The sequence below is a fragment of the Amycolatopsis plumensis genome, from assembly GCF_042652605.1.
Taxonomy (GTDB): Bacteria; Actinomycetota; Actinomycetes; order Mycobacteriales; family Pseudonocardiaceae; genus Amycolatopsis; species Amycolatopsis plumensis.
The window spans coordinates 9,278,269-9,296,798 of record NZ_JBHSJY010000001.1; the positions used below are offsets into that span (position 1 = coordinate 9,278,269).

Annotated in this window: 16 protein-coding genes and 1 tRNA gene; 4 read left to right on the plus strand and 13 right to left on the minus strand. The window is 70.1% G+C overall.

Going from position 1 to position 18,530, the window contains the following annotated elements; translation table 11 throughout:
• Positions 1 to 14: 14 nt before the first annotated feature.
• On the plus strand, positions 15 to 941 hold the full coding sequence (locus tag ACFPLC_RS44685) for an NADP-dependent oxidoreductase (protein ID WP_378190238.1): 927 nt from the start codon (positions 15 to 17) through the stop codon (positions 939 to 941).
• Between the two features lie 275 nt (positions 942 to 1,216).
• Here the strand turns inward: ACFPLC_RS44685 and ACFPLC_RS44690 are convergent, their stop codons facing one another.
• From ACFPLC_RS44690 to polA, 3 genes are all read right to left on the minus strand, one after another.
• Positions 1,217 to 2,818: a S1 family peptidase gene (locus ACFPLC_RS44690; protein ID WP_378190240.1), complete on the minus strand. Its 1,602-nt coding sequence runs from the start codon at positions 2,816 to 2,818 to the stop codon at positions 1,217 to 1,219.
• Between the two features lie 102 nt (positions 2,819 to 2,920).
• On the minus strand, positions 2,921 to 3,460 hold the full coding sequence (locus ACFPLC_RS44695; protein WP_378236300.1) for an EF-hand domain-containing protein: 540 nt from the start codon (positions 3,458 to 3,460) through the stop codon (positions 2,921 to 2,923).
• Between the two features lie 90 nt (positions 3,461 to 3,550).
• Positions 3,551 to 6,292 carry a DNA polymerase I gene (gene polA / locus ACFPLC_RS44700; RefSeq protein WP_378190244.1) on the minus strand — a complete coding sequence of 914 codons (2,742 nt, stop codon included), beginning with the start codon at positions 6,290 to 6,292 and terminating at the stop codon, positions 3,551 to 3,553.
• A gap of 62 nt (positions 6,293 to 6,354) precedes the next feature.
• On the opposite strand from polA, the gene ACFPLC_RS44705 reads away from it, so the two are divergent.
• Together ACFPLC_RS44705 and ACFPLC_RS44710 are read left to right on the plus strand one after the other, a co-directional pair.
• On the plus strand, positions 6,355 to 6,795 hold the full coding sequence (locus ACFPLC_RS44705) for a PaaI family thioesterase (RefSeq protein ID WP_378190247.1): 441 nt from the start codon (positions 6,355 to 6,357) through the stop codon (positions 6,793 to 6,795).
• A gap of 5 nt (positions 6,796 to 6,800) precedes the next feature.
• Entirely contained in the window at positions 6,801 to 7,772 is a 972-nt protein-coding gene (locus tag ACFPLC_RS44710) for a LysR family transcriptional regulator (protein ID WP_378190249.1), read from the plus strand.
• On the opposite strand, the gene ACFPLC_RS44715 is transcribed toward ACFPLC_RS44710, so the two are convergent.
• From ACFPLC_RS44715 to ACFPLC_RS44745, 7 genes are all read right to left on the minus strand, one after another.
• Complete coding sequence (locus tag ACFPLC_RS44715; protein ID WP_378190251.1) at positions 7,738 to 8,499, minus strand: alpha/beta hydrolase family protein; 762 nt, start codon at positions 8,497 to 8,499, stop codon at positions 7,738 to 7,740. The two genes, ACFPLC_RS44710 and ACFPLC_RS44715, sit on opposite strands and share 35 nt — an antisense overlap.
• 163 nt (positions 8,500 to 8,662) lie before the next feature.
• Positions 8,663 to 9,376, minus strand: coding sequence for an ABC transporter ATP-binding protein (locus ACFPLC_RS44720; protein WP_446681630.1), 714 nt, complete (start codon positions 9,374 to 9,376; stop codon positions 8,663 to 8,665).
• Entirely contained in the window at positions 9,363 to 10,289 is a 927-nt protein-coding gene (locus ACFPLC_RS44725) for an ABC transporter ATP-binding protein (RefSeq protein WP_378190253.1), read from the minus strand. The genes ACFPLC_RS44720 and ACFPLC_RS44725 overlap by 14 nt, the downstream gene beginning before the upstream one ends.
• Complete coding sequence (locus tag ACFPLC_RS44730) at positions 10,286 to 11,431, minus strand: branched-chain amino acid ABC transporter permease (RefSeq protein ID WP_378190255.1); 1,146 nt, start codon at positions 11,429 to 11,431, stop codon at positions 10,286 to 10,288. Before ACFPLC_RS44730 ends, ACFPLC_RS44725 begins: the two co-directional genes overlap by 4 nt.
• Positions 11,428 to 12,438, minus strand: coding sequence for a branched-chain amino acid ABC transporter permease (locus ACFPLC_RS44735; RefSeq protein ID WP_378190297.1), 1,011 nt, complete (start codon positions 12,436 to 12,438; stop codon positions 11,428 to 11,430). Before ACFPLC_RS44735 ends, ACFPLC_RS44730 begins: the two co-directional genes overlap by 4 nt.
• A 94-nt stretch (positions 12,439 to 12,532) precedes the next feature.
• Positions 12,533 to 13,714, minus strand: coding sequence for a branched-chain amino acid ABC transporter substrate-binding protein (locus tag ACFPLC_RS44740; protein WP_378190299.1), 1,182 nt, complete (start codon positions 13,712 to 13,714; stop codon positions 12,533 to 12,535).
• 424 nt (positions 13,715 to 14,138) lie between these two features.
• Entirely contained in the window at positions 14,139 to 14,753 is a 615-nt protein-coding gene (locus tag ACFPLC_RS44745) for an ANTAR domain-containing response regulator (protein ID WP_086851473.1), read from the minus strand.
• Positions 14,754 to 14,943: 190 nt separating this feature from the next.
• Between ACFPLC_RS44745 and ACFPLC_RS44750 the strand changes: the two genes are divergently transcribed.
• Positions 14,944 to 15,017 (plus strand) — tRNA-Leu (locus ACFPLC_RS44750).
• Positions 15,018 to 15,203: 186 nt separating this feature from the next.
• Here ACFPLC_RS44750 and ACFPLC_RS44755 read toward each other — a convergent pair.
• The 3 genes from ACFPLC_RS44755 to ACFPLC_RS44765 form a co-directional block, all read right to left on the minus strand.
• A complete protein-coding gene (locus tag ACFPLC_RS44755; protein ID WP_378236198.1) occupies positions 15,204 to 15,449 on the minus strand; it encodes a hypothetical protein in 246 nt (81 codons plus the stop codon).
• A 152-nt stretch (positions 15,450 to 15,601) separates the two neighbouring features.
• A complete protein-coding gene (locus ACFPLC_RS44760) occupies positions 15,602 to 16,639 on the minus strand; it encodes a hypothetical protein (RefSeq protein WP_378190257.1) in 1,038 nt (345 codons plus the stop codon).
• A 902-nt stretch (positions 16,640 to 17,541) separates the two neighbouring features.
• Positions 17,542 to 18,465, minus strand: coding sequence for an NADP-dependent oxidoreductase (locus tag ACFPLC_RS44765; RefSeq protein WP_378190259.1), 924 nt, complete (start codon positions 18,463 to 18,465; stop codon positions 17,542 to 17,544).
• Between the last annotated feature and the right edge of the window lie 65 nt (positions 18,466 to 18,530).

The following is an 18,530-nucleotide window of genomic DNA, read 5'->3' on the forward strand; positions in this document are numbered from 1 at the left end:
GCCATCGTGGCGGCATGCGAATGATCACCCAGCACGAGTTCGGGGGCCCGGAGGTCCTCACCGTCGTGGCCGCACCCGAGCCCCGCCCGCTGCCGACCGAGGTCCTGGTCCGGGTCGAGGCGATCGGGCTCAACCCCCTGGAGCCGCGCCTGCGCGCGGGCGAGTTCCCGTTGCTCGGGCCGCCGCCGTTCGTCCTCGGCTGGGACATCAGCGGCGTGGTCGAGGAGTCCTTGACGTGGCGGTTCCGTCCCGGCGACGAGGTGTTCGGGATGCCGCTGTTCCCGCGGGCGGCGAGCGCGTACGCCGAATTCGTGGCGGCGCCGGGACTGCACCTGGCGCGCAAACCGGCGTCGCTGTCCCACATCGAGGCGGCGGCGTTGCCGGTGGCGGGGTTGACGGCCTGGCAGGGCCTGGTGGACGTCGGCGGCGTGCGCGAGGGCGACCGGGTCCTGGTCCACGGTGGCGGCGGCGGGGTCGGGCACGTCGCGATCCAGCTCGCGAAGGCTCTCGGCGCGCACGTGATCACCACGGCGAGCGGCGGCAAGCGCGAATTCGTGGCGGGCTTGGGCGCCGATGAAGTCGTCGACTACACGGTGGCCGACTTCGCGGAGGTGGTGCGCGACGTCGATCTGGTGCTGGACACGCTCGGCGGGGAGGTGGCTTCGCGTTCGCTCGAGGTGCTGCGGACCGGGGGGCATTTCGTGACGGCGGTGGCGGAGGAGGACCAGGCGCTCATCGCGAAGTTCGAGGCGGCCGGGCGGCGGTTCAGCGGCATCGCGGTCGAACCGGATCCGGTGGCGCTGCGCGGGCTGGCCGATCTGGTCGAGCAGGGCCGGCTGCGGGTGAGTGTGCAGGAGACGTTCCCGTTCGAGCGCATCGCCGACGCACACCGGCTGATCGAGCGCGGCCACCTGCGGGGGAAGGTGGTGCTGACCGTCTGACCCCACCGGGCCCGCGGGGGGCGCCCCCCGGTTTCCACGCTATCAGCCGGCACCGACAATTCCGGGCGCCGGAAAGCCGCTCGGCCGCCGCCTTCGCCCCGGCCGCGGGGGCGCCCCCCGTTTCCTACGCTACCGGCCGACACCGACAGTTTTGGCGCAGCGACCTGACCGCCCAGGTACGCAAGCCGACCCACCAAGCACGCGAACCGACCCTCCAGGTACGCAAGCCGACCCACCAAGTACGCGAACCGACGGTCCGGGTACGCGAAGCCCGCTCAGCCGCGGTCCTCGATCCGCGCCCGGACCGCCGCCGCGTACGTGTCCACCGCCGTCGCCGCTGCCGTGAGCTCGCAGGGGCCGTCGATCAGCAGCCTCTTCGCCGGGATGTACGCCTGCTCGATCTCCGGGTCGCCGACCAAACCGTGCTCGCGGGCCAGCTCGAGGTCGCCCGCCAAGCGGGTGCGCAGCTCTTCGCGGCGGGCGACCAGGCCGTCGAGGACCGCGCGCTGGCGGCGGCCGTCCTCGACCGCCGGGGCCACCGCGTGCTCGTGGCTGTCGATGTGGCGCTCGACCCACTCGGCGTCGCCGTCCACCTCGGCCGACCGCAGCTGCTTGAGCGCGCCCTTCAACCGCTGCGCCCGAGCCGGCAGCATCGCGACGCCCGTGAAGCGGGTTGCCACGCGTAGCTGGTACGCCTCGATCTCCGCCAGCTCCGCCACCGCCTGGGTGAGCACCTCGAGGCGGCCCGCGAGGTCGTCCGGGGCCGGGCGGGCCTGGCCCGTGCTCGCCCGCACCGCCGCCACGCCCGGCGAGGTCTCCTCGCGGAAACCGAGCAGCAGGCGCAGACCCAGCTCGGCCGCGCGGCCGGCGAGCGGGGCGAGCACCTCGCCCACGAGCCGGTCGGGCTCCGCCGAGTCGTCGATCGCGTCGACGACCAGGGTGCGGCCCGCGACGCCGGTCGTGAGCCGGTCGGCGATGCGGTGGCGGACGGCGTCCGCCGTGCGGCCGGTCGCGTCGACCGCGAGGTCCACGCTGCCCGCCGGCGGCATCTGGCCGAACGACGGCGGCAGGCCGGGCACGCCGAGGGAACGTTCCCGGTCGGCCAGCACGATCCCGAACCGCAAGGCCGCGGCGACGGGCGAGCCGGCCTCGCCGGTGTCGACGACCCAGACCGTCCCCGGCTCGGCCTTCGCGAACCAGTCGGCGACGCGCTGCACGAAGGAGACGTCGACGGCCTCGCCGACCGGGCGCGAGAAGCTGGCGTCGACGGCCGGACTGCCGGACGTCCAGATGCTCAGCTGGGGCAGGTGCCCGAGCATGGTCTCCACCGGCACCATCCAGGTGCCGGTGTCCTTGCCGACGACCATGCCGACCACGTGGCCGGTCGCCTCGTCGATCACCGCCGTGCCGCCGAAGCCCGGGCCGAGCGGCTCGGCTTCGGCCGTGCGGAAGAGGCGGACCCACTCGCCGCCGGTCTGCTCCGGGCCGCCGAGCCGGGCGTGCGTCCAGCGGCCGACCGAGCCCGGCGGGAACCCGAACGCGCGGACGAGCTGGTGCTCACCGAGGGGCATGCGGTGCAGCGGGGCGCGGAACACGCGGGATTCGGGACGCTCCAGGCGAAGCAGCGCCAGATCGCCGTGGCCGCCGCCGTCGGAGGGCACCCAGCAGCCTTCGACGACGGTCGCGGCGCCGGGCAAGGCTTCGGCCAGGCCGACGAAGTCGACGCTCAGCGCGGCTCGCGGCCCACCCGCGGCCTCGACGACGTGCGCGCTCGTGAGCACGTGGTACTCGTCCAGTACCGTGCCCGCACCGCACACCCGGCCGAGTTCGTCGTGCAACCGGACCCGCCAGCGTCGTCGCTCACGCTCGAACCCCATTCGGCGGACCCTACGCCGTGATCGCCGCGTGCCGCCGCCGACCTCCCTACCCAGGGGTAATGGCTCACCCGAACGGAGTCATCCGTTCGACGCAACGTCGGATCACACTGGTCCGAACACGCGGCTGCCGGGCGCGGCCGGGTCGTCGCCGGCCCAGAACTCGAACCAGTGCCCGGCGAACTCGTCGCGGGACAGCCCGCCGTCGCCGTCGGAATCCAGGAGGGCGAAGACTTCGCCGGACGGCGTGCCGACCCCGTTCCAGGCCGCGATGAGCCGGTCGTACTCGGCGGCGGAGATGACGCCGTCGCCGTTTTCGTCGACGGCCTCGAACATCGCCTCGGCAGTGCCGGTGACCGCGTCCGGCATGGCAGGCAAGGCGTCGACGACCTGGAGCACCTGGTCGAGGCTGACCCGGCCGCCTCCGCCCGCGGCCGTGTCGAGCGTGCTCCACCAGCCCATCATGACCGCGGCGAGCCGCTGCCCGTCCGGCGTGCCCGCGTCGGTGCCGCGCAGCTCGAGCCACCGGGCGGTGAGCGCCCGGAAGTCGGCCTCCGTCAGGAACCCGTCGCCGTCGGCGTCCATGGCGCCGAAGACGCCGGAGATCTTGCGCCGCTGGAAGTCACTGGCCATGGCGCCCAGCATCGTCGCCGCACGGGACGCCCGACGACGTCCGCCCGAGTACATCCGCGCCACGACCCGGTGATCCGGGCCGTAACGCGGAGTGAGCAAAAGCTAATGCGCGGCTTCGTTCCACGACCGGCCGTAGCCGACCGAGACCTCGAGCGGCACGGCCAGGGCGTACGCCGAGCCCATGCCCTCGCGCACCAGCTTCTCCAGCTGTTCCTTCTCCCCCTCCGCGACTTCCAGCACCAGTTCGTCGTGGACCTGCAGCAGGATCCGGCTCTTCAGCTTCGCCTCGACCAGCGCGCGGTGGACGTTGAGCATCGCGACCTTGATGATGTCGGCCGCGCTGCCCTGGATCGGGGCGTTGAGCGCCATCCGCTCGGCCATCTCGCGGCGCTGGCGGTTGTCGCTGTTGAGGTCCGGCAGGTAGCGGCGGCGGCCGAAGATCGTCTCCGTGTACCCGCACTTCGCCGCTTCGCCGACCACCGAGTGGAGGTAGTCGCTGATGCCGCCGAAGCGGGCGAAGTACGCCTCCATCTGTTCCTTGGCTTCCTCGGTGGAAATCCGCAGCTGCTGCGAAAGCCCGTACGCCGACAGCCCGTACGCGAGGCCGTACGACATCGCCTTGACGCGGTAGCGCAGCTCCGGCGTGATCTCCTCCGGCGGCATCGAGAACGCCCGCGACGCGACGAACGTGTGCAGGTCCTCGCCGGAGTTGAACGCCTCGATCAGGCCTTCGTCCTTCGACAGGTGCGCCATGATCCGCATTTCGATCTGGCTGTAGTCCGCGGTCATCAGCTCGGTGAAGCCGTCGCCGACGACGAAGGCGTCGCGGATGCGGCGGCCCTCTTCGGTGCGGACCGGGATGTTCTGCAGGTTCGGCTCGGTCGAGGACAGCCGCCCGGTGGCCGCGATCGTCTGCAGCAGCGTGGTGTGGATGCGGCCGTCGTCGGCGACGGCCTTGATCAGCCCCTCGACCGTCGTGCGCAGCTTCGTCGCGTCCCGGTGCTCCAGCATGTGCTGCAGGAACGGGTGCTCGGTTTTCTCGAACAGGCCCTGCAGCGCCTCGGCGTCGGTGGTGTAGCCGGTCTTGGTGCGCTTGGTCTTCGGCATGCCGAGCTCGTCGAACAGCACGACCTGCAGCTGCTTCGGCGACCCGAGGTTGATCTGCTTGCCGATCACCGCGTACGCCTCTTCGGCCGCCTGCGTGACCCGCGAAAGGTAGTGCGCCTCCAGCGAAGTCAGCTGCTCGAGGTCGACGGCGACGCCGGCGATCTCCACCTCGGTGATCACTTCGAGCAGCGGCAGCTCCAGCTCGGCGAGCAGCTTCGCGCCGCCGATCTGCTCGAGCTCCTTCTCGAGCGCGCCGGCCAGCTCGAAGATCGCGCGGGCCTTGACCAGCTCGTCCTGGATCTCCTTCTGCTCCAGGCCTTCGGCGCCGCCGTCGAGCAGGGACAGCTGCCCGTCGCCGCCGTCGGTCTCCGAGCGCAGCTCGCGGTGCAGGTAGCGCAGCGCGAGGTCGTCGAGCTCGAAGGTGCGCTGCCCGGGCCGCACCAGGTAGGCGGCGAGCGCGGTGTCCATGGCGAGCCCGGCGAGGGCCCAGCCGCGGGCGCGGATCGCGTGCAACGGCACCTTGAGGTCGTGGCCGACCTTGCGGATACCGCTGTCGGCGAGCCAGGCGGCGAGGGCCGCGTCGTCGGCCTGGTCCATCGCCGTGACGTCGACATACGCCCCTTCGCCGTCGACCGTGGCGAAGGCGACCGCGCGCAGGTCGGACCGGACGGACGTGCCGACCGCGCGGAAGGACAGGGCCACCAGCTCGCCCGCGCCCGCGTGCTCGGTCAGCCACGCACCCAGCGCACCGGGCGCGAGCGCGGATCCGGAGATCTCGAAGCCCTCGTCGGCCTCCGGCTCGGCGCTCTGCAGCGTCGCGAAGAGCCGATCGCGCAGCACGCGGAACTCCAGCTCGTCGAACAGGGCGTGGACCGCTTCGCGATCCCACGGGCGCAGCTCCAGCCCGGACGGCGCGACCTCCAGCTCGACGTCGCGGATCAGCTCGGTGAGCTGCCGGTTGAGCTGGACCGAGGACAGGTGCGCCCGCAGCGCGTCGCCGACCTTGCCCTTGACCTCGTCAACGCGGTCGATCAGGTCGGCGAGCGAGCCGAACTGCTTGATCCACTTGGCCGCGGTCTTCTCGCCGACGCCCGGGATGCTCGGCAGGTTGTCCGACGGGTCGCCGCGCAGCGCGGCGAAGTCCGGGTACTGCTGCGGGGTGAGTCCGTACTTCTCCTCGACGGCGTCCGGGGTGAACCGGGTCATCTCCGAGACGCCGCGCTTCGGGTACAGCACGGTGACCTGGTCGGTGACCAGCTGCAGCGCGTCGCGGTCGCCGGTACAGATGAGCACGTCGAAGCCGTCCGCCGTCGCCTGCGAGGTGAGCGTGGCGATGATGTCGTCGGCTTCGAAGTTCTCCTTGACCAGCGACGGGATGCCGAGCACCCGGAGGACGTCCTTGACCAGGTCCACCTGGCCGCGGAACTCGTCCGGCGTGGTGCTGCGGTTGGCCTTGTAGTCGGCGTAGGTCTCCGAGCGGAACGTCTTGCGCGAGAGGTCGAACGCCACCGCGAGGTGGGTCGGCGCTTCGTCGCGCAGGAGGTTGATGAGCATCGAGGTGAAGCCGAAGACCGCGTTCGTGACCTGGCCGGTCTTCGTCTTGAAGTTCTCCGCGGGCAGGGCGAAGAACGCGCGGTAGGCCATCGAATGGCCGTCGATCAGCAGCAGCTTCGGCCGGTCGGCGAGGCTGGTGGATCCTGTGGCGTTGGCAACGGTCGTCTTCTCACTCGGGCTCACGAGGCCGAGTCTAGGCTGAGGGTCCGACACTCTTACGTGTCGCATAGGAAGAGGAGCTTTGCGTGACCGAACGCGCCGCAGACGTCGCGGTCGAGGACTACGCCGGGATCGATCCGGCCGCCGCGGACCAGCAGCTGAACGACAAGGTCGGCCTGAAGCTCCTGGAAGCCACCGCCGAACGCGTGGTCGGCACCATCCCGGTCGAGGGCAACCTCCAGCCGTACGGGCTGCTGCACGGCGGCGCCAACGCCGTGCTCGCCGAGGCGCTGGGCTCGACGGTCGCCGCGCTGAACGCGGGCCCGGACCGCGCGGCGATGGGCCTGGAGCTGTCCTGCACGCACCACCGGGCCGTCCGCTCGGGCACGGTCACCGGCGTGGCCACCCCGCTGCACGTCGGCCGCGGCACGATCACCGCGGAGATCGTGCTGACCGACGACGAGGGCCGCCGCACCTGCACCGCGCGGCTCACCTGCGTGGTCCGGGACCGCCCGCCGGGCGCCTGAGCCCCGTGGACCTCGACCTCGCCCAGATCCGGGCGTTCGTGGTGACCGCGGAGCAGCGGCACTTCGGGCGGGCCGCGCAGGCCCTGTTCCTCACCCAGCAGGCGTTGTCGAAGCGGATCAAGAAGCTCGAAGACGCCCTGGGCACACCGCTGTTCGTGCGCACGCCCCGCGCGGTCGAGCTGACCGCCGACGGCGAACGGTTCCTCCCCCACGCGCGTGAGCTGGTGCGGGTGGCCGACGCCGCGGTGGCCGCGATGGGTGCCGAGGACCGGCCGCTGCGGCTGGACCTCGTCGACCACCGGCTCTCCCCGATGTCCCTGCTCCGCCGGCTGGCCGTGCACGAACCGGACCTGCGCATCGACCGGGTCGCCGGCCGCGGGTTCGCCAACGCGATCGACCCGCTGCTGTCCGGGGAACTCGACGCCGCCTTCGGCCGGGTGTCCGGCTGCGGGCGGCCGCTGCCGGACGAGCTGGAGCACCGGCCCGTCCGGCTCGAGCCGCTGGTCGCCCTGCTCGCGCCGGAGCACCCCCTGGCCGTGCAGGACGTTATACGCCTCGACGAGCTGCGCGCCGACGGGATCTGGCTGCCCGGGCTCGGCGGCCCCGCCGAATGGCTGTCCTACCTACACGAGCTGTGCGAGGAGTTCGGCGTGCCGATCGACGACTCCGGCGTCAGCTACGACCTGCGGCACACCCTGGAGCAGACGCGGTACGGCAAGCGGCGCGTCACCCTGGCCGGCGCCGACATGGAACTGGCGCCCGACCTGAACCTCAAGGTGCTGCCGTTCGAGCCGTCGCCGCTGTTCCCGTGGTCGCTGGTCTGGCGGCGCGGCAAGGCGAGCCCGGCGCTGCGGCGGCTCCTGGCCGTCGCCGGGCGCACCAGCCGCGAGGAGGGCTGGTGCGCCTACGACCCGGAGCACGCCTGGCTGCCGTCCGGGGACGTCAGCCTCGCAGCCGCCGCGCGAACCACTCCGTGAACGCCGCGTCGACCGCCTTCGCTGCCGCGGTCCCCGGCGGGAACTCGTGCGCCATCCCCTCGACCGTCACCAGCTCGCCCCCCAGCTTCGCGTGCAGCGCCCCGGCGGGCTCGCGCACGGCGACGTCGTCGTCCGCGCCGGCGACCAGCAGGAGCGGCGCGGTCAGCTCGGCGGCCCGGTCCACGAAGTCGTAGCGCGCCGCCACGGCGCGGGAGCGCTCGGTCCACGTGTACGTCACCCCGAAGCGCCGTTCGTTGGCGGCGATCATCGGCGCGAGCTGGACGACCGGGCTCACCACCGCGGCGGCCGCGATCTCGGCGTCCCCGCGCGCCAGCACCTCCAGGGCCACGAGCGCACCCGCCGAGCCGCCGAACACGCCGAGCGGCCCGGTCGCGCCCGGCAGCCGGTCGCGCAGCTCGGCCAGCGCGGCCGGGAACTCGCCCGCCGCCTGCTCGGTCACCGGCTCGAACACATTCAGCACGGCGTCCTCGCTCGCCCGCCGGAAGACCTCCTCGGGGCCGCCTTCGGGCAGCCTCGCCCCGGACAGCGGGAGTCCGAAGTAGACGCGCCACGCCTGGAGACCCGCCATCGGGACGGCTTCGGCCATCGCCCGCTCACCGGACGGCTCGTCCATCAGGTGCCAGCCCGCGACCAGCGCCGCCGGAGTGTCCTGGTCCGCCGGCGGCACCGCCACGAACGGCACCCCGGCGGCAACACCCTCGATCATCTTGCTCTCCTTCGTTCTTCGGTTCACCACAAGCAAACCGCCGGAGAGCGGGGCGGGTCCAACAGCCGTTCCGGCGTCGCCGACAACCGACGGTTGTGGTGCCGGACGCACACCGGCCCCGCACGCCGGAGCGCGCGGGGCCGGTGCGAAGCCGTCTTGGACGTCAGCCGACGCCCAGGTACGCCTCCTTGATGCTGTTGTCCGCGAGCAGCTCCTTGCCGGTGCCGGACTTGGTGATCCGGCCGGTCTCGAGCACGTACGCGCGGTGGGCGCGGGACAGCGCCTGCTGCGCGTTCTGCTCCACGAGCAGGACCGTGGTGCCCTGCTTGTTGATCTCCGTGATGATCCGGAAGATCTGCTGGATGAACTGCGGCGCGAGGCCCATCGACGGCTCGTCCAGCAGCAGCAGCTTCGGCTTCGCCATCAGGGCGCGGCCGATGGCGAGCATCTGCTGCTCGCCGCCGGACATCGTGCCGCCCATCTGGGTCTTGCGTTCCGCCAGCCGCGGGAACAGCTCGAACACCCGGTCCAGGTCCGCGCCGAGGTCCTTGCGGTCCTTGCGGGCGTACGCGCCCATGTCGAGGTTCTCCAGCACCGTCATGCCGGGGAAGATGCCCCGGCCTTCCGGCGCCTGGGAGATCCCGCGGACCACCCGCAGGTCACCGCGCAGCTTGGAGATGTCCTCGCCGGCGAAGGTGATCTTCCCGGAGGAGATCGGCCGGATGCCGGAGATGGCCCGCATGGTCGTCGACTTGCCGGCGCCGTTGGCACCGATGAGCGTGACGACCTCGCCCTCGTTCACCGTGATGGACAGCCCGGAGACCGCCTGGATCCGTCCGTAGTGGACGGACACGTCCGACAACTCAAGCAACGTCATCGTCAGGCACCCCCAGGTAGGCCGCGATCACCGCGGGGTTCTCGCGGATCTCGGCCGGCAGTCCTTCGGCGATCTTCTTGCCGAACTCCAGCACCACGATCCGGTCGGTCACGCCCATGACGAGCTTCATGTCGTGTTCGATCAGCAGGACGGTGTAGCCGTCGTCGCGGATGGTCCGGATCAGACCCATGAGGTCTTCCTTCTCCGCCGGGTTGAAGCCCGCCGCGGGCTCGTCCAGGCAGAGCAGCTTCGGCTCGGTGGCCAGCGCCCGCGCGATCTCCAGGCGCCGCTGGTAGCCGTAGGGCAGGTTCTTCGCCCGGTCGGCCGCCCGGTCGGCGATGCCGACGAACTCCAGCAGGGCCATCGCCTTCTCGACGGCGGCCTTCTCCTCGCGGTGGTGGCGCGGGGAGCGCACCAGCGCGCCGAGCAGGCTGGTCTTGTGCCGCGCGTCGGTGCCGACGACGACGTTCTCCAGCGCGGTCATCTCGCTGAACAGGCGGATGTTCTGGAACGTCCGCGCGATGCCCAGCTGGGTGATGCCGTGGCGCGACGTCTTGCCCAGCGCGTGGCCTTCGAGCCGGACCTCACCCGAGGTCGGCCGGTAGACGCCCGTCATCGCGTTGAAGCACGTCGTCTTGCCCGCGCCGTTCGGCCCGATCAGGCCGAGGATCTCGCCGCGGCGGATGGTGAACGAGATCTGGTCGAGCGCGACCAGACCACCGAAGCGCATGGTGACGTCGTCGACCTCGAGCAGCGTCTGCCCGACCTCGACCTCCATGTCGCGGTCGGTGGCGACGACCTCGGCGACCTCGGCGTCGTGCTCGGCCCGCTCCTCGGCCGTCATGTGCTGCAGCTCGGCGACGAGGCCACCCTCCGCGGCGACCTCGGGACCGCCGTTCTGGGGGTCGGTCATGACTTGCTCCCCGGGGTCGATTCGGTCTGCAGCGCGCCGTCACTGCTGATCTGCTCGCCCCGGCCCAGCAGGCGCTGGTACGCCTGCCTGCCGTAGGCCAGCAGCCGCTGGCGAGCGCCGAGCAGGCCCTGCGGGCGGAAGATCATCAGGATGATCAGCGCCAGACCGAAAATCAGGTACTTGTACTCCGCGATCGCCTGGAAGCGCAGCGGGACGTAGGCGACCACGCACGCGCCCAGCAGGACGCCGACCTTGTTGCCCGAGCCGCCGAGGATCACCGCGGCGAGGAACAGCATCGACGTGACGACGTCGAACTTCTGGTTGTTCACGAAGCCGAGCTGGCCGGCGTAGAGCGCGCCGGAGAGGCCGCCGATCGCCGCGCCGCTGATGAACGCCCAGATCTTGAACTTGAAGGTCGGCACGCCCATGATCTCCGCCGCGTCCTCGTCGTCCCGGATGGCGACCCAGGCGCGGCCGACCCGGCTGCGCTCCAGGTTCCCGACCAGGAACAAGACGGCGATGATCAGCGTGACGCACAGCCAGTACCAGGGGATGCCGTTCGAGTTGTTGAACAGCGCGGACCCGTCGGCGTTCGTGCCCGGCGGGTGCCCGACCTCCTTGAACCCGGAGTTGCCGCGCAGCGGGCCGACGTTGTCGGCGAGCAGGCGGACGATCTCGCCGAACCCGAGCGTCACGATCGCCAGGTAGTCCCCGCGCAACCGCAGTGTCGGTGTCCCGAGGATCACCCCGAAGACCATCGTGACCACCATCGCGATGGGGAGCACGACCAGGAACGGCAGGTGCGACAGCGAGGAGTCGGGGCTGGTGAACAGCGCCATCACGTACGCGCCGATGGCGAAGAACCCGACGTAGCCGAGGTCCAGCAGGCCCGCCTGGCCGACCACGACGTTGAGGCCGATGGCGACCAGCGCGTAGCGGGCCACCTCGAACATCGCGATCGGGAAGTCGTACCCGGGCTGGGTGCTGATGATCGGCGGGTTCAGCACCGGCAGGAAGTAGATGAGCACCACCAGCGGGATGAGGATCACCCACTGCTGCACGCGGCTGAGGTTGTTCCAGCGCTCGCGGAGCGAGTGCTTGCGGGCGGTCGCCGCCGCCGGAGGAGTCGTGGTCGTCGTCATACCCGGGCCTTTCCGAGCGACTCACCGAGGATGCCGGTGGGACGGATCATCAGGACCAGCACCAGCAGCGCGAACGCGACGATGTCGCGCCAGCCTCCGCCGAACAGCGACTGCCCGTAGTTCTCGGCGATACCGAGCAGCAAGCCGCCGAGCAGCGCGCCGCGCAGGTTGCCGATCCCGCCGAGCACCGCCGCCGTGAACGCCTTGATGCCGAGGAGGAAGCCGCCCTGGTACCACGCGCCCTGCGGGATCTTCATCATGTAGAACAGGGCTGCCGCACCGGCGAGCAGACCGCCGATGAGGAAGGTCAGCATGATGACGCGTTCCTTGTTCACGCCCATCAGCGTCGCGGTGTCCGGGTCCTGCGCCACGGCGCGGATGCCGCGGCCGAACTTGGTCTTGTTGACGAAGTAGTTGGCGCCCAGCATCAGCACGATCGAGGCGATCACCGTGATGATCGTGACGTTGGTGACGCTGCCGCCGAAGATCGTGAAGACCTCTTCGTTGCGCATCAGGCGGATGCCGAGCTCGGGGTTGCCGCCGCGCCAGATGAAGATGAGCTGCTGCAGCACGAAGGACGCGCCGATCGCGGTGATCAGGAAGACCAGCTTGGGCGCCCCGCGTTTTCTCAGCGGCCGATAGGCCACGCGTTCCAGCACCACCGCCGTGCCGCCGGATATCGCCATCGACGCCAGCAACGCCAGCAACAGGAAGCCGACGAGCTCGACCACCGTCAGCGTGGGCGTCTTGCCGGGCCGGAAGCCGAGGCCGTAGAAGGTGAACCACGTCGCGTAGACGCCGTAGATGAACACTTCGGAGTGGGCGAAGTTGATGAGCTTCAGGACGCCGTAGACGAGGGTGTACCCCAGCGCCACGAGTGCGTAGATGCTGCCGTAGGCGAGGCCGTCGAACGTGTTGTTCCAGAACTGGTCGAGGAACGCGTCCACGTTGAACGTGATCCAGCTGTCGCTGTGGACCAGCACGGCCGAGCTCAGGTCATGAGTCAATGACACACTAGTTCTCCATGTGGGACCGGGGTGCAGGCCCGGCGGGATCCAGCCGCCGGACGTGCACCCCGGTAATCAGAACGGAAGCGTTGCGCTACTTGATCTCGGTGTTGCGGACGATCTTCCCGCCCTCGACCTTGTAGGTCCACACGGTCGTGCTGGCCAGCTCGCCCTTGTCGTCCCACTTGAAGTGCTTCGTGATGCCCTGGCCGTCGTAGCTCTTGACGAAGTCGAGCAGGCCCGCGCGGTCCTTCTTGCCCGCGTCGATGCCCTTGAGCAGGATCGTCGCCAGGTCGTAGGCCTCGGGCGAGTAGGTGCCCGGGTCCTTGCCCACCGCGGCCTTGTAGGCGTCGGTGAACTTGGTGAACTGGTCAGCCGGGACACACGGGCACGTGAAGTACGCGTTCGCGGCCGCCTCGCCGGCACCCTTGACGAACTCGTCGTCCTTCACGCCGTCCGGGCCGACGAACTTGGCCGTGACACCGGCGTCGTTCAGCTGCTGCGCGAAGGGCGCGGCTTCCTGGTAGTACCCGGAGTAGAAGACGGCGTCCGGCTTCTCACTCTTGATCTTGTTGACCACGGCCGAGAAGTCGGTCTGCTTGGTCTTGACGCTGTCCTGGCAGGTGCCCTTGTCGCCGAGCGCCTGGACGGTCGAAGCCGCGAGGCCGGTGCCGTAGTCGGAGTCGTCCTTGATGACGCACACCTTGGCGGCCTTGAGCTCGCCGGTCATGAACTTCGCGGCGGCCGGGCCCTGGGTGTTGTCGTTGCCCAGACCGCGGAAGAAGGTCTTCCAGCCGTTCTGGGACAGGGTCGGGTTGGTGGCCGACGGGGTGACCGTGACCAGGCCCGCGCCGTTGAAGATGTTGCCGGCGGCCTTCGACTCACCCGAGAACGGCAGGCCGACGACACCGATGATCGCCGGCGTGTTGACGATCTGGGTCACGATGCCGGGCGCCTTGTCCGGGGTGCCCTCGGTGTCGAACTGCTCCAGCTTGACCTGGCAGCCCGGGTTGGCCTTGTTGTGCTGGTCCACGGCGAGCTTCGCGCCGTTCAGGATGTTGACGCCCAGCGCGGCGTTGGCGCCGTTGATGGTGCCCGCGTACGCGATGGAGGTCGGGGCACACTGGGCCTTGCCGTCACCGGCCGGGTCGGCCGCGTCGGCGGCGGCGGACGGCGCCGCGGCCTGGGACTGCGAGCTCGAGCTGTTGTTGTTCGAACCGCTGTCGGTCCGGGCCGAACACGCGCTGAGGGCGATGGCCCCGACACTGGCCAGCACGATGACCCTCGCAAGTCGTGCTTTCTGCACTCGTTCCTCCAAATGCCACCTGGCCGCCCGGTCGGGCGGCTGTCCCGGCGTGGGACCTGACTGGCCGCTGAAAGTAGCCGCCCCGGGAGCCGTTGCACAGAGTCACACGTGCTCTTGTAGCCACATCGTGACGGTCGTCACGAGTATTAACGTATGATTTACACCCGCTCGTCGTAATCAGACCAGCGGGTCGTGACTCTCGGTGTGCATCAGCCCGCAGAGAGCCTCTTGACGCCCGGTTCAAGGTGTGCAGACTCTACGGGTTCCGATGTCGATCATTGCGCCCGGCCACGCCGGGAAGGCTCGCAAAGGTACCAAGTACGCCCTTTCGGGCACCCGGAGCGTCACGAAAAAGGGGGTAACCGTGGTGACGGCTACCCCCTTTTCGAGTGGATCAGCTGCCGATACTTTCCACAACGGCCTCGGCGACGGCCTTCATCGTGGTCCGGCGGTCCATGGCGGTGCGCTGGATCCACCGGAAGGCATCGGGCTCGGTGAGCCCCTGGCGGCTCATGAGCAGGCCCTTGGCGCGGTCGATGACCTTCCGCGTCTCGAGCCGGTCGGTGAGCCCGGCCACCTCGGCCTCAAGGGCCTGCAGCTCGGAGAACCGGCTGACGGCGAGCTCGATGGCGGGAACGAGGTCCCGCTTGGCGAAGGGCTTGACGAGGTAGGCCATGGTGCCGGCATCCCGCGCCCGTTCGACGAGGTCACGCTGGCTGAAGGCGGTGAGGATGACAACGGGAGCGATCCGGTCCCCGGTGATCTTCGCCGCGGCCTCGATGCCGTCCAGCTTCGGCATCTTGACGTCGAGGATGACGAGATCGGGCTTCAGATCGGTGGCGAGGGAGATGGCCTGCTCACCATCCCCGGCTTCCCCGACGACCTCATAGCCCTCTTCGCGCAGCATTTCGACGAGGTCGAGCCGGATGAGAGCCTCGTCTTCCGCAACGAGCACCCGACGCTGCGGAACGGTGTCGGCACCATTGGCCTCGGTAGCCTGATCGGTCACCGGGGTCCTCCTGAAGACTCGGCGGGGCGTGGTCGACTCGCGGCGGTCCGCGAACCTGAAGCCTACCGGGAACGATCCAGAAGCAGAGATGGCGTTCACCACGTAGTGGCGGGCATGACACTCGCTTGTCGGCGGTGGTCAGACCCGGAGGTTGGCGGGGTCCGGTGATCCCGTAGAGTCACCACGTCGCGCCCCCGTAGCCCAACTGGCAGAGGCAACGGATTCAAAACCCGTCCAGTGTGAGTTCGAATCTCACCGGGGGCACCCGCAGCAATCACACCAGCGTCGACCTGCGGCTTCGCCATCCTGACGACTTCCGCGTCCGCTGCCGCTGTGGCCACCTCCTCGATCCTGTCGCCGGGCAGTGTGATGTCGATCATGGCGTGGTCCGTTTCGTGGTCGATGCTGATTCGGAGTTTGGTGAGCTCGTAGAGCCGGACCTGGACATCCTCACGGGTGGTCGTGGCCGGTGACCGCTGGTCGTCTTGATCGAGTTCGGTGATCTGGATCGGTGGGGTCGGCGTCCTCGGCCTGGCTGAGGATGTTGCTTTGCTTGCGCGCGAAGTCCGCGGCTCGCTTCTCCAGCCGAGCCCGACGCTCGCGCCGTTCGGTGCGTTTCCGATCGTCGGCCTGATCCAGCTGTGGGGTGAGCAGGTCGATCCGGCGGTGGCCGAACAGGTACCCGCGCCGCATCATCGTCCGCGAACACCGACGCGGCCGTGCCTGGGTCGGGTCCCGGGTCCAGCTCCGGCAGCAGGAGCTGCCGGGCCAACGGCAGGCTGTGCCCCGGGTGCCGGCTACTCGTAGCAGTTGGAGTTCCGGGGAAGTCAAGGAGACTGAGAGCGTCGTCAACGGCTGGCGGGGACCCGGACCACTAGCGGGCCCGTCAAGAACCCGCCGTTGGGCATGATGACGTGGACGCCCGCCGGGTCGGCGACCACGATCCTCCGTCCCATCGTTCCCGCGAACCACCGGAGGAACCGCCAGCAGTTCGGGCAAATGTTCTGGTTGACCGCGAAGGGGCCGCCCCACTGGACGACCATCTTCTTCTCCGCGTGATAAGGCAGTGTGCCATCTCGCGGGTTGAGGAGGCCCGCCTGGCTCATCAACTCGCGGATCGACTGGATCATCGGCGAGCTCATGGGGTCCCGCTGGCTGCGCGTACGGGGGCCACCGCGCGAGACCGCCGTGACAGGAGAGCCGTCCGGCACGGCGCCGACTTCGAGCTGCAACGTGATGGCGATGTCCATAAGCCTGTCCAGCTCGGGATCGGCGCGGCGGGCGGCTTCAAGCGGAGTCGTGTCGGTGGCCGGCTCGGTAACCGGCGCGCCACCACCGGTTCCCGGGGCGCGCACGGGCGCGGACGGGCCGGAGTGCGGCGCTATGACGGGCCGAACCGGGACGGGGTCGACGATCCGCACACCGGACGTGGCGCCCGGCGCTTCGGCGGAAGGCGGGGACTGCGCCGGCCGCGTTTGCGCGGACGTGCGGATCGTCTGGTAGCCCTCGACGGCGTCGTATATCAGCAGCCCGACGATCACCCCGTCGAGGAACCAGCCGACCGGGTTCCACTCGTCCGCGATGGCCACCGCGGTGAGCCCGGCCAGCAGCCGACGGGAGACGATCCGCTCACCGACCTGGACGACGACTTCCTCTGCCACTCGTTCCGCCACGACCCGCTCGGCTTGAGACGCCGCCGCCTCGACCGCGGTGCGTTCCGCGACCCGCGCGGCGGGACTGCCGAGGGGAGGCAGCTCGAACACCTCGGGCGGCATGCCCTCCAGTGGCACAGCGGGCGGTTCCAGCGTCGGCGGAGCACCGGTCGACGGCTGAAAGGATTGTCGCTGGACGGTGATGCCCTCGCCGTGAATCCGCTGGAACAGCATTCCCACGGCTCGGTTTCCCGCCGACTGCTGCAACGCGACTATCGGGAGCACCGCCCGCCCAGGTGTGGTCCGCGATCGCTCGGGGCGGTCGCGCACATGCCTTTCCTGAGCGAACTCCATACGCGCCAGTGTCCCCCTCGGCAGCCGTCACAGCGGCGATCCGGCCCTTTCGGGCGGGCAATGCCGCCCTTGCGTGCGAGCAGCTCGGCCCCACCACCAAGTCACCAGAGATGCCTCCGCCGAAGGCCGGAAATCGTTTCCCGTACTCCTTTCGGGATATTGTTGGCACTCTCCGTTACAAGGAGCCGCCCGGCACAGATCTATTCCATGAGGGGAGGTGATGGCGATGTCCCGCGGAGAGAACACAGATCCGGCACCGGTTGACGGGCCCGGCCGCGCCGGTCCGGGCGGTATCCCGGCCGCTCCCCGGGCCGACGACCGAGCTCGCGGGCCGGGACGGGTTGCTCGCCGAGATCCGGGCAGCCCTGCACCTGCCCACGGGGACCGTCGCCCCGATAACGCCCTCGACGAGCTGCGTCGCTTTGGCGCAGGAAGCGGTGACCGGTTCGCCGCTCGGGCCGTTGTACAGCGTTGCGAGGCCTTGGCTGGACGCGACGTCGACGATCACCTGGCAGGACGTGAAGCTGCCGTCCTCTCCCTTGCTGAGCACCCATTCACGGCCGGGTAGCCGGCCACAGTTGTGGGTTTGACTTGACTGCCGGGACCGGTGACGAGCGGCAGCGGGCGCGCCTTGGCGTAAAAGCGGACTTCCGCGGCTGCGGACAGCTCGCGGCCTTGCGCCGTTGACGCGGCGTCTTAAGCCCGTCCGCGGTGACCCAGTCGGTGATGACGGCACAACACACCGCCTGACAGCCCCCGCCGACGCAGCGATCGAGCGCTTCTCACGCCACCTTGATGACGACCTTGCCCGCAGTGTGACCGTTCTCGACCACCGCGAGCGCAGCCGGGGCATCGGAGAGCGGGAAAACCTCCGTGATCACCGGTGCGAGGACTCCGTCGAGGGCCAGCCGGGCGGATCGGTCCAGGTTCTCGCGGTCGAGGCGACGCTCCACGAAACGGCCGCCGATTTCGGGCACTGACTGATCCCCCACCGCAATGACATTGCGGGGATCGCGGGCCAGCGGCGCAACCGTGCGCAGCGAGGTGCCTCCGACCAAGTCGACGATCCCGTCGAAGCCGTCTGGAGCCAGCTCGCGTGCCACAGCGACCACGTCCTCGGCGGTGTAGTCGATGAACCGCACCCCGACAGCTTCAGCGTGCTCGCGCTTGGCCGTGCTCCCAGTGCCGATCACCCGCAGCTCGCGCGCAACGGCGAGCCGGGCGACGGCCAGGCCGACTCCGCCGCCGACGCCGTTGATCAGGAGCGAGGCCCCGGCTGGGAGGCCGAGCTGGTCGAGCGCGTCCACCGCGGTGGTTCCGGCGACCGGCAGCGTTGCCGCCACCGTTGCGGACAGGCCCGCTGGGATGCGCGCGGTGTTCGCTGCCGACAGCACCGTCGTCTCGGCGTACGTGCCGCCGCCCGTGAGCGCGAAGCCGAAGACCGCGTCGCCCACCTCGAGCCCTTCGACGTCCTCGCCCAAGGCCAGGACGATTCCGGCTGCCTCCATGCCCAGCACGCGGGGAAACGGACGGCCGCCGTCGAGGCCGGGGACCAGGCCCGCACGCAGGAGGTGGTCGAGGGGATTCACGCCGGCCACCGTGACCCGGATCAGCACCTCACCGCGACCGGGGGCGGGATCCGGACGATCGAAGAACTCCTGCACCTCGGGCCCGCCGTACCTGCCGAAACCCCATGCCTGCCCCATTTTTCGCCGCCTCCTTGATGACCGGCCCGGTGGTTCCGGGCGCTGTCGCCATCGTCACCTCTGAC

What these genes read in the sequence shown, in the direction of transcription:
- ACFPLC_RS44725 (WP_378190253.1), bottom strand. Translation starts at nt 10,289, where the DNA reads ATGACCGACCCCCAGAACGGCGGTCCCGAGGTCGCCGCGGAGGGTGGC.
- ACFPLC_RS44715 (WP_378190251.1), bottom strand. Translation starts at nt 8,499, where the DNA reads ATGATCGAGGGTGTTGCCGCCGGGGTGCCGTTCGTGGCGGTGCCGCCG.
- ACFPLC_RS44730 (WP_378190255.1), bottom strand. Translation starts at nt 11,431, where the DNA reads ATGACGACGACCACGACTCCTCCGGCGGCGGCGACCGCCCGCAAGCAC.
- ACFPLC_RS44765 (WP_378190259.1), bottom strand. Translation starts at nt 18,465, where the DNA reads ATGGGGCAGGCATGGGGTTTCGGCAGGTACGGCGGGCCCGAGGTGCAG.
- ACFPLC_RS44685 (WP_378190238.1), top strand. Translation starts at nt 15, where the DNA reads ATGCGAATGATCACCCAGCACGAGTTCGGGGGCCCGGAGGTCCTCACC.
- ACFPLC_RS44690 (WP_378190240.1), bottom strand. Translation starts at nt 2,818, where the DNA reads ATGGGGTTCGAGCGTGAGCGACGACGCTGGCGGGTCCGGTTGCACGAC.
- ACFPLC_RS44760 (WP_378190257.1), bottom strand. Translation starts at nt 16,639, where the DNA reads ATGCTGTTCCAGCGGATTCACGGCGAGGGCATCACCGTCCAGCGACAA.
- ACFPLC_RS44720 (WP_446681630.1), bottom strand. Translation starts at nt 9,376, where the DNA reads ATGACGTTGCTTGAGTTGTCGGACGTGTCCGTCCACTACGGACGGATC.
- ACFPLC_RS44755 (WP_378236198.1), bottom strand. Translation starts at nt 15,449, where the DNA reads ATGATGCGGCGCGGGTACCTGTTCGGCCACCGCCGGATCGACCTGCTC.
- ACFPLC_RS44695 (WP_378236300.1), bottom strand. Translation starts at nt 3,460, where the DNA reads ATGCTGGGCGCCATGGCCAGTGACTTCCAGCGGCGCAAGATCTCCGGC.